11 protein-coding genes are annotated in these 15,755 nt (G+C 61.9%); all 11 read right to left on the bottom strand.

Translation table 11 applies throughout. The annotated features are described in order from the left end of the window. Positions 1–2 precede the first annotated feature (2 nt). The 11 genes from MJP36_RS17230 to MJP36_RS17180 all read right to left on the bottom strand — a co-directional run bounded on the left by MJP36_RS17230 (position 3) and on the right by MJP36_RS17180 (position 15,584). Complete coding sequence (locus MJP36_RS17230; RefSeq protein ID WP_244383567.1) at positions 3–953, bottom strand: ABC transporter permease; 951 nt, start codon at positions 951–953, stop codon at positions 3–5. After that, entirely contained in the window at positions 950–2,560 is a 1,611-nt protein-coding gene (locus MJP36_RS17225) for an ABC transporter substrate-binding protein (RefSeq protein ID WP_104993560.1), read from the bottom strand. The genes MJP36_RS17230 and MJP36_RS17225 overlap by 4 nt, the downstream gene beginning before the upstream one ends. Positions 2,561–2,622: 62 nt before the next feature. After that, on the bottom strand, positions 2,623–5,037 hold the full coding sequence (locus MJP36_RS17220; RefSeq protein WP_244383566.1) for a TonB-dependent receptor plug domain-containing protein: 2,415 nt from the start codon (positions 5,035–5,037) through the stop codon (positions 2,623–2,625). 375 nt (positions 5,038–5,412) lie between these two features. Further along, the gene (locus tag MJP36_RS17215) at positions 5,413–6,825 is read right to left on the bottom strand and encodes an aldehyde dehydrogenase family protein (protein WP_104993561.1); all 1,413 of its coding nucleotides are present in this window, start codon (positions 6,823–6,825) and stop codon (positions 5,413–5,415) included. 4 nt (positions 6,826–6,829) lie between these two features. After that, positions 6,830–7,879: a homoserine dehydrogenase gene (locus MJP36_RS17210; protein ID WP_244383565.1), complete on the bottom strand. Its 1,050-nt coding sequence runs from the start codon at positions 7,877–7,879 to the stop codon at positions 6,830–6,832. Between the two features lie 177 nt (positions 7,880–8,056). Continuing rightward, positions 8,057–8,494, bottom strand: coding sequence for an Lrp/AsnC family transcriptional regulator (locus MJP36_RS17205; RefSeq protein ID WP_060752834.1), 438 nt, complete (start codon positions 8,492–8,494; stop codon positions 8,057–8,059). Positions 8,495–8,516: 22 nt separating this feature from the next. Next, entirely contained in the window at positions 8,517–9,896 is a 1,380-nt protein-coding gene (gene thrC, locus MJP36_RS17200; protein ID WP_244383564.1) for a threonine synthase, read from the bottom strand. A gap of 16 nt (positions 9,897–9,912) precedes the next feature. Continuing rightward, complete coding sequence (locus MJP36_RS17195; protein WP_060752836.1) at positions 9,913–10,803, bottom strand: LysR substrate-binding domain-containing protein; 891 nt, start codon at positions 10,801–10,803, stop codon at positions 9,913–9,915. Between the two features lie 56 nt (positions 10,804–10,859). Then, positions 10,860–12,290, bottom strand: a complete 1,431-nt coding sequence (locus MJP36_RS17190) for an amino acid permease (protein WP_060752837.1) — start codon at positions 12,288–12,290, stop codon at positions 10,860–10,862. A gap of 111 nt (positions 12,291–12,401) precedes the next feature. Next, positions 12,402–13,658 carry a cystathionine gamma-synthase family protein gene (locus tag MJP36_RS17185; RefSeq protein WP_244383563.1) on the bottom strand — a complete coding sequence of 419 codons (1,257 nt, stop codon included), beginning with the start codon at positions 13,656–13,658 and terminating at the stop codon, positions 12,402–12,404. 168 nt (positions 13,659–13,826) lie between these two features. Further along, positions 13,827–15,584, bottom strand: coding sequence for a sigma-54-dependent Fis family transcriptional regulator (locus MJP36_RS17180; protein ID WP_244383562.1), 1,758 nt, complete (start codon positions 15,582–15,584; stop codon positions 13,827–13,829). Between the last annotated feature and the right edge of the window lie 171 nt (positions 15,585–15,755).

Below are 15,755 nucleotides of genomic sequence, written 5' to 3'. Positions count from 1 at the left end.
GTCTAGGACACCTTTGGCGTGTGGGAAATACGTGGGTCGAGCCAGGGATAGAGCAGGTCCACCAACAGGTTCACCAGCACAAACGCGGCCGCCGACACGGCGACAATCGCCAGCACCACGGGAATGTCTTGCCGCAGCACGGCCTCCTGGGCCAGGCGGCCGATGCCGGAGCGGGCAAAAATGGTTTCCACCAGCACCGCGCCCGACACCGTATTGCCCACCTGCAGGCCGATCAGGGTCAGGATCGGCAGCGCTGCATTCTTGAAACCATGACGTGCTTGCACCTGGCCCCGGCTCAAGCCCTTGGCATAGGCGGTGACGATGTAGCGCTCTTGCCATACGCCTTGGAAACTGCGTTGCAACACTTGGGCGTACACCGCCGCACTGGGAATCGCCAGGGTGATTGCCGGCAGTACCAGGCTTTCAAGACCGCGACTGCCGGTGGCGGGAAACCAGCCAAGGCCGAAGGCAAACACCTGGATCAGCAACAGGCCCATCCAGAACACCGGCACTGAAAACCCCAGGGATGGCAGACGGGCCAGGGCTCTTTTCAATGGCTGCCAGCGAATGTAGGCGCTCAGGTAGGCCAGGCCGATGCCGCCGAGTAACGACAGCACGATGGCTAATCCGGCCAGGGACAGTGTCTGAGGCAAGCGCTCGGCGAGCAGCTCGGCGACCGGACGATTGAGCGAGAGGGATTGCCCGAAGTCACCGTGCAGCGCGCCCATCAGCAGGTCGAAATACTGCTCGAACAAGCCTTTATCCAGGCCGTAATACGCCCGTGCCTTGGCCAGGTCGTCCACCGACAGCGAATCGGCCTCCATGCCTGCGGCGCTGAGCATGATCGACAGCGTATCGCCGGGCAGCAGATAAAGGATGAAGTAAGCGACGCTATAGGCACCCCACAGTACCAGCAGCGCCTGGCCGACACGGCCGATCAGGTAGCGGCTCATGGTGTGCCGATCTCGATATCACCCAGCAGCGCGAAACCCTCGGCGGTCCAGCGGAAGTTTTTCACTTTGGATGACGTGGCGGCCTGCCAGACTCGCTCGTATATCGGGAATGCCGAGCTTTCATCGATCAGCAGGTCCTGGAGGTCGCCATAGGCCGCCGCGCGCTGTGGGCTTTGGGTAGCGGTGATGCCGGCATCGAATAAAGCCTTGGCTTGATCCAGCACGGCGGGTGAGTAAAGGTTGGTAGCCAGGGTCGAGCTGTTGGCGGTGCGTGGATCAAGAATGGTTTGCAGGATGATCGGGTCGGCGCGGGTCATGTAGGTGCTGGTCAGGTCGTAGTTACCGGCCGAATTGTTGGCGACCCATTCGGCACGTGTCACCACGCTGAGTTTCAACTCGATACCGACCTTGCGCAGTTGGTCCTGGATCAGCACGTCGCCGGCGGTTTCAGCCGGGGTGAGGTTGTAGCTCAGGCTCAAGCGCTTGCCGTTTTTCTGGCGATAGCCGTCTGCGCCCTTGGCCCAGCCGGCTTGTTCCAGCAGTTGTTCGGCGCCGGCCGGGTCATAGGCCAGTTTGGACGCCTGGCTTTTGAAATAGGGCGTGGTCACATCGAAGAGGCCGCTCACCACCGGGAATTCGGCGTTGTACACGGTGCTGGCGTAGCTCTTGCGGTCGATGGATTTCTGCACGGCCAGGCGCACTTGTTTGTCGGCCAGCGCCCGTTCACCACGGGTGTTGGGGTACAGGTTCAAAGCAGGTCCCGGCAGCGAGCGGCTCTGGATGGTTGCGCCCTTGGATTGGAGCAGTTTGAGGTCCACTTCCGAGAACGGATTACGCGGCCACAGAATGTCAGCCTTGCCCTGCAGGAATAGACCGTTGCGCACGCTTTCTTCGGGGATGTAGCTGATGTCTACCGCGTCCAGATGTGCTTCGCCCTGGTTGTTCATATTGGCCGAGGCCCACGCATAGCCCTTGCGTTTAGTCAGGTGCGCACCGACTTCAGGGGTGTAGCTGGCCAGGACGAACGGGCCGGTGCCGATGATTTTGCCCAGGGACCGTTCCTTGACACTGAGGGCGTAGGAGGCGGGTGCAAGGATCGCCAGGTTAGTGGTGGAAGTGGCTTGCAGAAATCCGGCATTCGGCTTGGCCAGCACCAGCTTGATGGTGAAGGCGTCGACCACTTCGGCATGGTCATAGCCCGCCAGATAAGTCGCGCCGAAGGTCGCCGGCAACTCGGTGGCCAGGGCCTTGTCGCTGTCGAACGCGGTTTTCACCGCCTTGGCATCAAAGCGCTCACCGTTGCTGAAGGTGACGTTGTCGCGCAGATGGAAGGTGTAGGTCAGCGCATCGTCACTGACTTCCCAGCGTGTGGCCAGCCACGGAATGATCTTGCCGGTAGCCGGGTCTTGGTCGGTGAGGGACTCGGCGACATTGCGCAGCAGTACCCGATGCTCAAGCCAATAGACCTGGAACGGGTCGACGCTGACCAGCGTGGTGTTGTCGCCGAAGAAAGCGATGTTCAGGGTCTTGCCCGTCTGGGTGTCATTCCCCGGTGAGCAAGCGACCAGGCTCAATGCCAATGCGCCAGGGGCCAGCAGACGGCTCATCAAGTTGGAGGTATTCAATGGGTTGCCCTCGTGTGGCGTTTCGGGTGCGTGCAAGGTGCGGATCAGAAGTCGTAGGCCAGCTTGGTGTACCAGTAGCCGCCGCCCGGGTAGAACGGCGGGTTGCCGTAGGGCGCCAGGCCCAGGTTGCTGTAGACGGCATGCCGGTCGGGGCGCACGTCAAAGATGTTGGTACCGCCGAGGCTGACGGTGAGGTGGTCGACGAAGGTGTAGCTCACGTCCAGGTCCGTGATCCATTTGGCGCCAAAGCTGCGATCACCTGTGGGGTTCACTGCCAGGGTCTTGACCGCGCCGTAGCGACTGGTTTGCAGGGTGACGGCCAGGTCCTCGACTTTCCAGTTGGCCCCCAGGATCCATTTGGTCTTGGGTGTGGCATCGGTGAGGTCGCCTTCGCGATCGCGGCCCACCAGGGTCACGCCGGAGTTGGCCAGCGCGCCGGGCGTGTCGCGGGCGCCTTCGATGGTGGTCTTGTTCCAGTTGAAACCCAGGCTCCAGCGCACATCGCCCCAGGCATCCAGCGGCGTGGTGTGATCGGCGACTACATCCAGGCCACGGGTGCGGGTGTCGAAGGCGTTGGTGTAGTAGTTGACCCAGGTGCCGGTGGGAACGCCCTGGGCTTTGAGGATCGCGTTGATCGCGCCATTGCCGCGGTCGTAGATATTGCTGGTCAGGGCGATGCGGTCATCGATGTCGATCAGGTAGGCATCGGCCGTGATGCTGGTACGCGGCGCCGGTTGCCAGGTCAGGCCGAGGCCGAGGTTGCGCGACTTTTCCGGTTTGAGGTCATCGCCACCCAGGGCTTTGGCCAGGTTGCTGCCGGCCGGGGTCAGTCGGGTCACGGCGGGCACCACGTTGCCATTCGCGTCGGTGGCCACTCGGTTGTCCGCCACGGTGTAGCCGATTTGCGTCAGCGACGGCGCCCGAAAGCCGGTGCCAACGGTGCCGCGCACGGCCACGGTATCGGTCAGATCAAAGCGTGAGTTCACCTTCAGGCCGAAGGTGTTGCCCGAATCATCGTCGTAATGCTCAACCCGCCCAGCCACGTCGAGGTACCAACGCTCGGTCAGGTCAAAGCCCAAGTCCAGGTAGCCGGCATAGTTGTTACGGATCAGGCTGACTTCATCTTCCGGTCGGATCGTCACCGCCGCCTGCGCACCTGAAGCGGCCGGGTAGGTGCCTGTGATATACGCGGCAGGTTCGCCGGCGAAAGTACTGAAATGTTCCCAGCGATGCTCAAGGCCAGCTGACACCTGCACCGGCGGGGTCAGGCTGAACAGGCTGTCGTAGCGTCGGGTGACGTCCAGATTGTTGACCCATTGCTCGAAACGGAAGGTCGCCAGGTTGTCGAATCGGGTCGGTGACGCAGTACCCAGCGACGGGTTGATATTCAGGTCGCTGGCGTGGTGGACGTTGTTGCGCCCGTAGGTGGTGCTCAGGTCCCACTTCCACTCGGCCAGTTGGCCCTTGCCCCCGAACAGTAACTGGTAGTCGCGGTCCTTGATGTTGTTGAGCGGGTAGTAGCCGTTGGGGAATACTTCAGGCACGGCTGCGGCGCCGGTGGGCAGGCGAAAATAGTTGGCCGCCTCGGCATCGCGCTCGCCATAGGTGGAGAACGAATACAGCGTCAAGTCTTCCAGGGGCAGTTCGGCGTTGTAGGCCAGGTTGAACGCCTTGAGGTCGGGATCGCCGTTCTTGATTGCCACGCGATCCCAGGCCGCTTCCTTGGCCTGATCGTTGAACGCCCTGACGCTGCTGTCTGCCTTGTCGTTCCACGCGGCGCTACCGCGTTTGCGAGCATCTGCGGAGAAGTGGAAAAAGCCGCCGTCACCGAGTTTGAAACCCTGATCGCCGGCCACCTTGATAGTTTCACCCTGCCCGGAAAACAACTGGCCGTAGCTGGTTTCCAAGTGCCCGCCGTTGTCGGTGGCCTTGAGGATGATATTGATCACCCCAGCCACTGCATCCGAACCGTACTGAGCGGCCGCGCTGTCTTTGAGCACCTCGATATGGTCCACCGCGCTGACCGGGATCAGGTCGATGTCCACGGCATTCGCACCGCTGTTGTCGATAGAACCACGCTGGCCGGTGGCGCCGTTGTGCCGGCGCTTGCCGTTGACCAGCACCAGGGTGTAAGCCGGTCCCAGGCTACGGTTGCTCAGGGGGCGCGTCACCGAGTTGTAGCCGGCGATGTTGGTGCCGAAATTGAACGAGGGCAGCAGCTTGGCAATCGCCTCCGACAGTTCGGCGCGACCGGTCTTGAGCAACTGTTCGTTGTTGATCACATCAATCGGTGCCGGGCTGTCCGCCACCGTTCGCGCCTGGCCGCGCAGGCCGGTGGAAATCACGGTGACGGTATCGAGCTTGGCCTCCTCGGCGAAGGAGGGCGCCGCTGCCAGCAGGAGGGAACTGGTCAACAATGACAGGTGGAACTTGGGAATGGGAAAGACAATGTCCGGCATATCGAGCGAGGTCCCTTGAGCCTGGTTCAGGCTCCCGATGGTCGAAGGTACGTCCTCCACCAGGTATGGGGTCGGTCTGTGATATGAAGATATTCCTATAAAAAAGCTCAGTGAAAGTCTTTTTTAGAATAAGCTAATTATTAGATATTGTTATTTTGATATTTTTTAAGATTCTCTATTTTTATGATGTTGCGGCGGTCTCGGTCACGTTGTTGCTGCTGCTTGGACCGGTCGTGGGGTGGCCTCGTCTCATGAGGCGTCGGAACGAGGTGCCCGGATCGATTGTTGTCTGGGGCGCTGGGCAGATAACCGCATTGGGCGGGCGACCAGCTCCGCCCAATGCCTCACCACCCGATTGGGCCGTGCTTGAAGCGATCAAGCCAGCGTGTTCAAGCACACCACCTTGGGCTGGGTCATTTCTTCATAGGCGAAACGCACCCCCTCGCGGCCCAGGCTGCCGTATTTGGAGCCGCCAAACGGCATCGCATCGAAGCGATAGTCGGAAGAGTCATTGATCATCACGCCACCGGCTTCGATCCGACGTGCGGCGCTCATGGCCGTGGCCAGGTCGCGGGTAAAGATCCCGGCGTGGAGGCTGTACTCGGGTTCGTTGGCCAGCGCGATGGCTTCATCGAAGGATTCAAAACTCTGCAACACCACCACCGGCGCGAAGACCTCGTTGCGCCAGAGCTGGCTGGCGTGATCGACGTTTTCCAGGACGGTGGCGGCGTAGCAGGCGCCCTGGCGTCGATGCCCGCAAAGCAACGTAGCGCCTTGGGCCAATGCTTCAGCGACCACACGCTCGGCATTCTGCGCGGCTTGTTGAGTGATCATCGGGCCGATATCGGTGTTGGCGAGCATTGGGTCGCCGACCACCAAGGCTTCGGTTTGGCTGACGAAACGCGCGCGGAACGCTGCGTAAATGGACGCATGCACCAACAGCCGCTGGGTGCCGATGCAGTTCTGTCCCGCGGCCCAGAACGCGCCGGACACGCAACTCGCCACGGTGGCCTCGAGGTCGCAGTCAGCCATGACGATCACCGGTGCATTGCCGCCAAGGTCCATTGCGAGTTTCTTCAAGCCTGCAGTGCGGGCAATCTGCTCGCCGGTGACAAAGCCTCCGGTAAAGGAAATCATGCGCACCTCTCGCGCCGCCACCAGCGCCTTGCCCAGCTCCGCGCCGCCGGTGGCCAGTGTGACCACGGATTCGGGCAAGCCGGCTTCGACCAGGTACGACACCAGTTTTATCGCCGATAACGGCGCCAGCTCGGAGGGTTTGAGAATCACCGCATTGCCGCCGGCAATGGCCGGGCCGAGCTTATGCGCCACGAGATTCAATGGGTCGTTGTACGGCGTGATTGCGACGATTAAACCGAGCGGCTCACGGGAGAACCAGCCCTGGCGCGACGCCGAGCCTTCATAGGCATCAAAGGGGATCACCTCGCCGGCATTACGCTTGGCCTCTTCGGCGGACAGCTTGAGGGTGTTGACGCAGCGCTTGACCTCTTTTTCGGCCTGCTTGAGGGTCTTGCCGGCTTCCTCGACGATCAGTCGGGCAAATGCCTGGGCATCGCGCTCCACGTGCAAGGCGGCCTGTTCGAGAATCTGCGCCCGGCGATAACGCGGCAACCCCGCGCACGCCCGCACGCCGTCACGGCCCTGCGCCAGCAACTGCGGTACCTGCGAGGCACACACCTCGGCGACGCTGTCGATCAGCGTACCGTTGTAAGGGTTGAGGACTTGGATCTGCGGTGCCACGACGGCCCGGGCCAGGTTCGATACGTTCATGCGCTTACTCCCGGTTCTGTGCCGCAGCCTGATGCAGGCTGATGATGTCTGACAGCAGCGCGAAGGCGGTTTCCGTACGCCCGGCGCCAGGCCCCGACACTGTCACCGTGCCGATCAGGTCGGTGTTGAACGACACCGCGTTGGTGGCTCCGCCGATGCTGGCCAACGGATGCGCGTTGTCCAGCAGGCGCGGTTCGACGCTGGCACTGACCGACCCGTCGGCCTGGCGTGTGGCGGCGCCGATCAACTTCCAGCGTGCATTGTTCTGGCGGGCCTGGTCGATGTCGTCCAGCGTGAGGGTACTGATACCGCGGCAGCGCACATCGCTGACATTGAGCTTTGCATCCAGCAGTTCGTTGGCGAGGATCACCACTTTGAGGCGCACGTCATGGCCCTCGACATCCGCCGTCGGGTCGGCTTCGGCATACCCCAGCACCTGGGCCTGCTCGACCGCTTCGGTAAAACCCAGGCCACTCTCCATGCGGGTCAGGACGAAGTTGGACGTGCCGTTGAGAATGCCCTCGAAACCGTTGATCGTGCTGCCCGCCAGCAACTGCCTGGCCAGGCGGATCACCGGGGTGCCACTCATGACCGAGCCTTCATATTCAAAGGCCACGTGATTGCGCTCGGCCAGGGCTTTCAATTGAGCACCGTGCAGGGCAATCGGCCCTTTGTTGGTGGTCACTACGTGCTTGGCGCTTTCCAGCGCCCAGCGACAGAAGGACGTCGCCGGTTCGCCATCCACCGGGTTGGTGAATGTCGCCTCCGCGATGATGTCCGCGCCGGAGTCCTTGATCACCACCTCGTTGAGCGCCAAGGCGCTGCCACCCGGCAGTTGCGCCAGGGCGCCCTTGACCGCCGGCAGACCTGCCAGCAAGGCCGCATCCAGCCCTTGACGATTGATCAGCGAACCGAGGAACAGGTCGGTGACGCCGACGATTTTCAGGCTGAAGCCCAGTTCGGTTTTCCAGCGTTCATTGCGCTCGGCAATCAATTGCGCCAGGGCACGATTGACGCCGCCAAAGCCGACCAGCGCGAGTTTATATTCAGTCATTTTTTTATTGCCCTTGATCTGGATGAGGTGGGGTAGGGCTCTAGATTAGGGGCGCGCCCAGGGCAGTGAAATATGCCGATTTGCTCTATTTCATGGGCGTTTTGACCAAGGGAGGGCGCGCATGACCGGCATAAAAAAAGCCAACCGCAGTTGACTTTTTTCCACGCAAAAAACGGCTCAGACGACTGAGGATAAAACGAACGAAGTCACCGTGTTTTCCACGCCCGCCAGTGCCGAAATCTGATTCCACACCTGATGCACCCGCTGCGGGCTGGTTGCGCTGACGCGCAACATCAGGTCGAACTCGCCGCTCATGACATCGCACTGGGTCACTTCAGGGATCGCGCGCAGGGCCTGCAAGACGTCTTCCCCGCGCATGCGGTCATAGCGATAGACGAAAATCACTGCGTTGATCTGTGAGGCGGCGTGTCGTCCATCGCCCGTGAGGACGGTATAGCCGAGGATCGCACCGTCGCGTTCCAACCGTTCGATCCGTTGGCGCACGGCGTTGCGCGACAGGTTGACCTTGGCCGCCAGCTCGGCGTGGGCCGCCCGTGCGTTAAGCCGCAGCTCGGCGATGATGCGCTCATCGAGAGGGTCCAGGATGCGCTTCATGGGGCCTCCACTGGCCACGTGTTCAAAGCGTGTCGAGCACGTTAAGAAGGGGGGTGATGTCATCGGGGGCGACCCGATGGCACGGTGGGTGTACCGGTGGCTCGCCCTGGCTGGCCGACTGCGGGAGGCCGATCCCCAGTTCGGCGAGCAACGCCGCCGATTTGACCGGGGAAATTTCCCCCAGCGTGACCATCGGCGCCACCAGGCTGCGACGGTACAGGCGAGCGGCAATCACGCCGGTGGCCGTGTGCGGGTCGACAACGTAGCCGGTGTCGCGATGCAGTGCGGTCATCTCATTCAGGGTTTCCTCATCGCTGACGGCGTAGGAGTCAATGATCATCCGTGCACGTAACCAGCATTCGTTGGCGAGGGTGATCTCGCCGTGGGTTTCCAGCTCGAGCATCAACGCGCTGACCGCCTGGTGGTCATGCTCATACACTTCCCAGAGGAACCGCTCGAGGTTGGAGAACGTCGACAGGTCCATCGCCGGTGACCGGGTCTTGTTGGCGCGCAGCCTGGAATAATGGTTCTTCAGGAACAACTGGTGCAGGGCATCGTTGGTATTGGTGGCGACGATAATCTGAGTGATGGGCAAGCCCATTTTCTGCGCCACGTAGCCTGCATAGACTTCGGCGAAACTCGCCGCCGGCACGCTGAAACCGATCGGCCGCTGACCGCCGCCCAATTGCAGCACCGCGTGGAAATACATCACCAGTTGCGCCAGCACATTGACCCAGTTGCTGGAGTTGAAACTGATCGCCTCGTACTGGGGGCACGGCCACTGTCTGAACAGCCGGCTCACAATGCCCTGGCACTCGTCGAAGCTACCGTCGACCGCAAACAGATGCACATTGGGCCGTGCCGCCGCCCACAGTGCGTGCAACTGATGCGGCGGCACCCCGCGCTCCGGGTAAAGCACTACCAGATGGGCCTCGTCACAATCGTTGAACGCCTCGATCGCCGCCAGGCCGGTATCGCCGTTGGTGGCGCCGAGCATCACTGCACGTCGGGCGCGGCGTTGCAGAAAGTACTGCACCAATTGCGCCTGCAATTGCGCGGCAAAATCCTTCGAGGAGCGGGTCGGGCCGTGGAACAGCTCCAATACCCATTCATTGCGGTCGACCTGATGCAAAGGCGCGACGGCCCGGTGCTGGAAACGGCGGCTGGCGTCTTTGAGCAGGCGCTTGAGATCCGGCTCGGGAATGGCGTCCCCAATGAACGGACGCAAGATCCGATACGCCAATTCGTCATAGGGCAAGGTTGACCAGTTCGCGATGTCCTGGGTTTCGAATTGCGGCAGGTCCAGGGGGACGAACAGCCCGCCGTCGTCGGCAATACCGGACAATACGACCCTTTCGAAGTCGACCCGTACGGCGGCGTTTCGGGTACTCACATAGTGCATGCTTGGGCTCCGGCCACTACTTGTATCGGTGTGCCTGCTCGACCAGCCAGGTGGAAAACATCACGGCGTCGGGATGCTCGTCGGCGCCTGAACCGCGTACCAGATAAAACGATTCGCTGGCTTCGATACGCTGGTCGAAGGGTGCGACCAGGCGCCCGTCCTCAAGCATTTCGTCGACCATCGAGGAGCGTGCCAGGGCGATCCCTTGCCCCAGCTCCGCCATGCGCAAGGTCGAGATCAGCGTGTCGAACTGCAGGCCGCACGACGAATCGACGGCGTCCGCGCCGACCATCTTCAACCAGTAGCCCCAACCTTCTTCGTAGCCCAGCACATGCAGCAGTGTGTGCTGGGCCACGTCCTCGGCCGCATTCAGTGGTGAACGTGCGATCAGGGCGGGCGAGCACACTGGAAACAAGGTGTCCCAGGTCAGGCGCTGCGAAACCAGGCCGGGCCATTGACCATGGCCCCAGCGAATCTCCATATCGTCCTCGCCATCTAGCTCCTTGACCCAGATATTGCTGATGTAGCGGATATCCACCTGCGGATGGTCCTGACGAAAACCCACCAGCTTGGGCGCCAGCCAGTGCACGAAAAACGCCAGGCTGCCGCGCACTTTGATTGGCCGGCGTTTGTGCTGGCCAAAGATCTCATTGGTGCCGACGGCCAGGCGGGTGATCGCATCCTGTACCACCGGCAGGTAGGCCTGGCCTTCTTCGGTCAGGCCCAGGCCACGTGGTAACCGCTTGAACAGCGCCACCCCCAGATGGCTTTCCAACTGCCGGATCTGCTGGCTGACGGCCCCCTGGGTCAAGCACAGTTCGTCAGCGGCGTGAGTGAAGTTCAGGCATCGAGCGGACACCTCGAAGGCCCGCAGCCAATTCAACGGCGGGAGTGGCTTTTGCTTCATGATCTGTCCCTTATCGACGCTGTGCCGAGCACGCTGGACCACACCGTCGAGCTTGCCTAGAACGCATCGGACGGTCGAACCGTGGAGGCGAGCGACAGGCGTCGCTCGCGGCTATTGCGGGTAATGTAATACACGAAGTAGCACCAGGCGATGAAGGGCACGCCGAAGTACAGCGCGACCCGCTGCTCGGGGTCGAACGCGATGCCTACACACGCCAGCGCGCAGCACACCAACGCGCCCAGCGGAACCCAGGGGTAACCGCGCACCCGGAACTTGAGGTCGCGCACATCGCCGCCGTTGGCCACATACTGGCGGCGAAAGGCGATCTGGCTCGCGGCAATGCTCATCCACACCACCACAACCGCCAACCCGGAGATGGAAACCAGCGCCAGGTACACGGTGTCGGCTGCGAACACGCTGCTGAGCAGGGAGGCGCCGCCACCGACCATGCTCAACACAATCGCATTCAAGGGCGTGCCCATGCGGGTCAGCTGGGAGAACTGCTTGGGCAGATGGCCCTGGTCGCTCAAGGTCCAGAGCATCCGCGAGGCGGCGTACAGCCCGGAGTTGGCGGCCGACAACAGCGCAGTGATGATCACAAAGTTCATGATGTCGGCGGAGTAGGGGATGCCGATATAGGTGAATACGGTCACGAAGGGGCTTTCCACCAAGCCGGCCTGTTCGCGGGGCAGCAGGGTTGCCAGGACGAAAATCGTGCCGACGAAAAAGATCGCCAGGCGCAGCACGGTGGTGCGGATGGCCCGTGGCACATTGCGTTGGGGGTCTTTGGTTTCACCGGCGGCGATACCGATCAGCTCGGTGCCCGAGAAGGCGAACGACACGGCCAGCAAGGTCATGGCAATCGACATGAAACCGGTCGGGAACAGGCCCTCACGGGTGAAGTTACCCAGGCCGATGCTGTGGGCCTGATCGATATTGAGCAGGCCGAGAATGGCGCCGCCGCCGATCACAAGAAACACCACCACCGTCACGACTTTGATCAGCGACAACCAGAACTCGGTTTCGGCAAACAAACGCACCGACACCACGTTGGTGAAAAACACCGCGCCGGCGAACAGCGCACTCCAGATCCATACCGGCGTGTCGGGGAACCAGCGCGTCATCAGGATACCGGCAGCGGTGAATTCCGAACCGATGGCCACGGTCCACGTCAGCCAATACAGCCATGCCACGGTATAGCCGGTGCCCGGGCCGAGAAACCGCGTCGAGTAACTGCTGAACGAGCCGGTTTCAGGCATCTGCACCGCCAATTCGCCCAGGCACATCATCACCATGTAGACCATGAGCGCGCCAATGACGTAGGCGATGACCGCGCCGAGGGGACCTGCCTGGTTGACGGTATAGCCAGAGGTCAGGAACAGCCCGGTGCCGATCACGCCACCGAGTGCCAGCATGACGATATGGCGGGTCTGCATTTCCTGTTTGAAGCCGGCACGCGTGTTGAGTTTTTCTTCTTTTGTGGACATGGTTGTTCTCATGAAAGTTGTTAGGGCAGGTCGGAACGTTGCCGCTAAGTCTTATTATTATTCCTCTTCATGAAACGCCTCACAGACGGCCCTGTCGTGAGGTTTGAAACGTCAGTTCGCGACTTCGGCGCAGTTGCTCTGTGGGCTGTTTTTCTCGCGCAGGCCGCGCACAAAGGCGAACGCCTGCTTCAAATCATCCAGCAGATCGTCGGTGTCCTCGATACCGACCGAGACCCGCACCAACCCTTCCGAGATCCCCAGCGCCAGCCGTTCCTCCAGCGTGTTTTCCACATGACTGGTGGTGCGGGCCGGGCCGTAAATGGTTTCCACCGCACCGAGGTTGCCGGCGCAATGCGCAAAGCGCAGGCGTGGCAATAGCAGCTTGACCGTGTCCATGCCGCCGACCAGTACAAAACTGACGATGGCGCCGAAGCCAGCCATTTGCGCGCAGGCCACTGCGTGGTTCGGATGCCCGGGCAGGCCGGGATAATTGACGGATGACACCAAGGGTTCGGTGCACAAGAATTCCGCCAGGGCACGAGCGCTGCGCTGCTGTTGACGCATGCGCAGTACCAGGGTTTTCATGCCGCGAATGATCAGGTAGGCCGAGAACGGGTCGAGTGACGCACCGTTGATTTCGCGGTAATGCCGAACCTTGGCCATCAACGATTCCTGGCCGCAGACCAGGCCGCCCAGCACATCACCGTGACCGCTTAGGAACTTGGTGGCGCTGTGAATGACCACGTCCACCCCCAGCGCCAGCGGGCTCTGATTCAGTGGCGTGGCGAAGGTGTTGTCGGCCACGACCAAGGCGCCGACGCGTTTGGCCGCCGCGACCAGCCGTTGGATATCGAGGATTTTCAGGGTCGGGTTGGTGGGCGTTTCCAGGTACACCACCTGACAGCCTTTGGCGATTTCGCGCTCGATCTGCTCATGATCGAACGTCTCGCACAGCGTGACCGCCACGCCCATGCGCGGCAGGAACTCTTCGAAAATCTTGTTGGTGCCGCCATAGCTGTCCTTGGTGGAGACCACGCGGTCGCCATGAGCCAGGAAGGTGTAAAGCACGCTGCTGATCGCCGCCATGCCGCTGCTGAAGGCAACGGCGGATTCGGCCATTTCCAACTCGCCGATCTTGGCTTCGAGGGTCTCGACCGTCGGGTTGCTCATGCGGCTGTAGATGAAGCCCTGGGCTTTGCCCAATGCTACGTCGTACCACACATCGATGTCGTCGTAGCCATACGCGGCGCTGGCCACGATCGGGGTTTGGGTAGCGTTGTAGGGGTGCCTGACTTGCTCCCCGCCCCAGACCGCCCGGGTCCCGGCGCCCGCATTATCAAGTCCTGTGCTGTCAGGTTTTTTGTTCATTGAGATACTCGCACTGAGGGGTGAACGTTGAGTCATTCACACAGATAGTGCGGGCCAATATAGGGATTGGCGGCGTCCCCGAGAAACGATGTTATCGGTGCCAAAGGGCTGCTTTTTTTAATGGGTGAAGCTGGAACAGTTCGATAATTCTGAGGTTGGCCTGCGGGCTCACGGGGTTTGCCGCTGATGTTTCTTCAACCGGTAGGCAAATTGGGCACGGCTGAGCCCAACGCGTCTGGCCGCCGCGGCCAGGTTGCCGGCGTTCTGCTGCAGCGCCTCCTGGATCAGGCGTGCTTCGAGCCCTTCGATGGAAAACCCCTGGTCGAGTTGGCCCAGGGTGTCCAGCAGCACAGGGGGGCTGGCCGGCGCAGTGTTTGACAGGCTGCCGTGGTGGTCCAGGCCATAGGCATCCGCCGGCAGCGGTTCGTTGCGAAACAGATGCACCAGATCAATCGCTTGGCACTCGTCACTGGCGATCAGGCCGCGCTCGATCAGGTTTTGCAGCTCACGCACATTGCCCGCGAAATCGTAGCGCAGCAGCACCTTCAGCGCGCGCATGGTCAGGCCGGCGGGTGTACGCGCGTATTCCTGGCAGAAGCGCGTCAGGAACGCATTGATCAACAGCGGGATGTCATCCCGGCGCTCACGCAGCGGCGGCAGGGCGATGGGGTAGACATTCAGGCGGTAGAACAGGTCTTCACGAAACGAGCCGTCGGCGACCGCCTTGCGCAAGTCGATATTGGTCGCGGCCACCACCCGCACGTCCACCGTGATGCCGCGCACGCCGCCGACCCGTTCGATCTCGCGCTCCTGCAACGCCCGTAGCAGTTTGCTTTGCCCCGCCAGGCTGAGGCTGGTGATTTCATCCAAAAACAGGGTGCCGCCTTGGGCCCGTTCGAAACGCCCGGGACGCGAGTGGGTGGCGCCGGTGTAGGCGCCACGCTCGACCCCGAAGAGTTCGGCTTCGATCAGGTTATCCGGGATGGCCGCGCAATTGAGCGCGACGAATGGGCTGTCACGGCGGCCGCTGAGTTGGTGCAGCTTGCGTGCGAACATCTCCTTGCCGACGCCGGACTCACCGCTGATCAGCACCGTGGCGGGGGTCAGCGCGACGCGTTGCAAGGCTTGCATCGCGGCGTTGAACGCTGCACTGGCACCCACCAGCGGTTGTGCCTGGCTGACCCCGGCAGGGCTGCCTGCCGGGCTATGGCGCAGCGGGGCGGCGGCGGGGCCGGTGACGGCCTGGGACACATTCAGGTAGCGCAGGTCCTGCTCGGCGTCGCCCCATTGCTCGACCGTCTTGCCGAGCACCCTGCAACTGCGGTGGCCCATGCCACGGCACTCGACTTCACGGAAAATCACCAGTTGCCCGAACAGGCCACTGACGAAGCCCGTGGCATACCCGGTCTCCGTCCAGCACACCGGATCCTGGCCGACACCGTAGGCGCGCACATGCTCGTCGGCCTCGCAGGAGTGGTGCCAGAGAAACTCGCCTTCATAGAACCCCGAGTCGGCGTCGAACTTGAAGTACAGGGGTTCGACCTTGGTCATGCCCTCCAGGGTGTGCAAGTGCGTCCCGGCCCGGAACACGGCGGCGGCATCGGCCTGTGGCCAGCGCTCGCGTATCAGGCGCGCATCGCGCGCGCCGCAGGCATAACCGGTGCGGGTAAACAGGCCGCGCGCCTGCTCCAGCCCCAGGCGCTCGATGACTTCCCCACGCAGGGCGCCGAAGGCGGAGCTGTGCAGCAGCAACATGCGTTGGTCGTTGAGCCAGATCCGCCCGTCTTCGGGAGAGAAAAACAGGCAGTCGGTCAGTTCCGCAGGCGTGGGTGAACTGCTGTCGCTGAGTTGGCGGCTGTCGCCGCGCGGATGATAGTGCGCGGCGCTCGCTCGGTCGTCGGGCTGCGCGCTTTGGGGATTAGTCATTGTTATGCCCCTGCAAGGCGAGTGATCGATATGAGTCACTGCTCAGATAGTTATTAAACATAACCTTATCAATTGAACAAGTGGCGCGGTGGTGGTTTTTGCAGTTGAGCGGTGGAGCACCGCAACGCGGCGCGTGAAAGGCCCCGATCCAGAGCCTTCGACGGTTTATGT

Origin of the sequence: Pseudomonas palleroniana (assembly GCF_022836895.1) — a bacterium.
GTDB classification, from domain to species: Bacteria; Pseudomonadota; Gammaproteobacteria; order Pseudomonadales; family Pseudomonadaceae; genus Aquipseudomonas; species Aquipseudomonas palleroniana.
This window is presented reverse-complemented; position numbering and strand designations above follow the sequence as displayed.

Excerpts from the sequence above, each read along its gene's own strand:
- MJP36_RS17230 (WP_244383567.1), bottom strand. The coding sequence starts at position 953 with ATGAGCCGCTACCTGATCGGCCGTGTCGGCCAGGCGCTGCTGGTACTG.
- MJP36_RS17225 (WP_104993560.1), bottom strand. The coding sequence starts at position 2,560 with ATGAGCCGTCTGCTGGCCCCTGGCGCATTGGCATTGAGCCTGGTCGCT.
- MJP36_RS17220 (WP_244383566.1), bottom strand. The coding sequence starts at position 5,037 with ATGCCGGACATTGTCTTTCCCATTCCCAAGTTCCACCTGTCATTGTTG.
- MJP36_RS17215 (WP_104993561.1), bottom strand. The coding sequence starts at position 6,825 with ATGAACGTATCGAACCTGGCCCGGGCCGTCGTGGCACCGCAGATCCAA.
- MJP36_RS17210 (WP_244383565.1), bottom strand. The coding sequence starts at position 7,879 with ATGACTGAATATAAACTCGCGCTGGTCGGCTTTGGCGGCGTCAATCGT.
- MJP36_RS17205 (WP_060752834.1), bottom strand. The coding sequence starts at position 8,494 with ATGAAGCGCATCCTGGACCCTCTCGATGAGCGCATCATCGCCGAGCTG.
- thrC (WP_244383564.1), bottom strand. The coding sequence starts at position 9,896 with ATGCACTATGTGAGTACCCGAAACGCCGCCGTACGGGTCGACTTCGAA.
- MJP36_RS17195 (WP_060752836.1), bottom strand. The coding sequence starts at position 10,803 with ATGAAGCAAAAGCCACTCCCGCCGTTGAATTGGCTGCGGGCCTTCGAG.
- MJP36_RS17190 (WP_060752837.1), bottom strand. The coding sequence starts at position 12,290 with ATGTCCACAAAAGAAGAAAAACTCAACACGCGTGCCGGCTTCAAACAG.
- MJP36_RS17185 (WP_244383563.1), bottom strand. The coding sequence starts at position 13,658 with ATGAACAAAAAACCTGACAGCACAGGACTTGATAATGCGGGCGCCGGG.
- MJP36_RS17180 (WP_244383562.1), bottom strand. The coding sequence starts at position 15,584 with ATGACTAATCCCCAAAGCGCGCAGCCCGACGACCGAGCGAGCGCCGCG.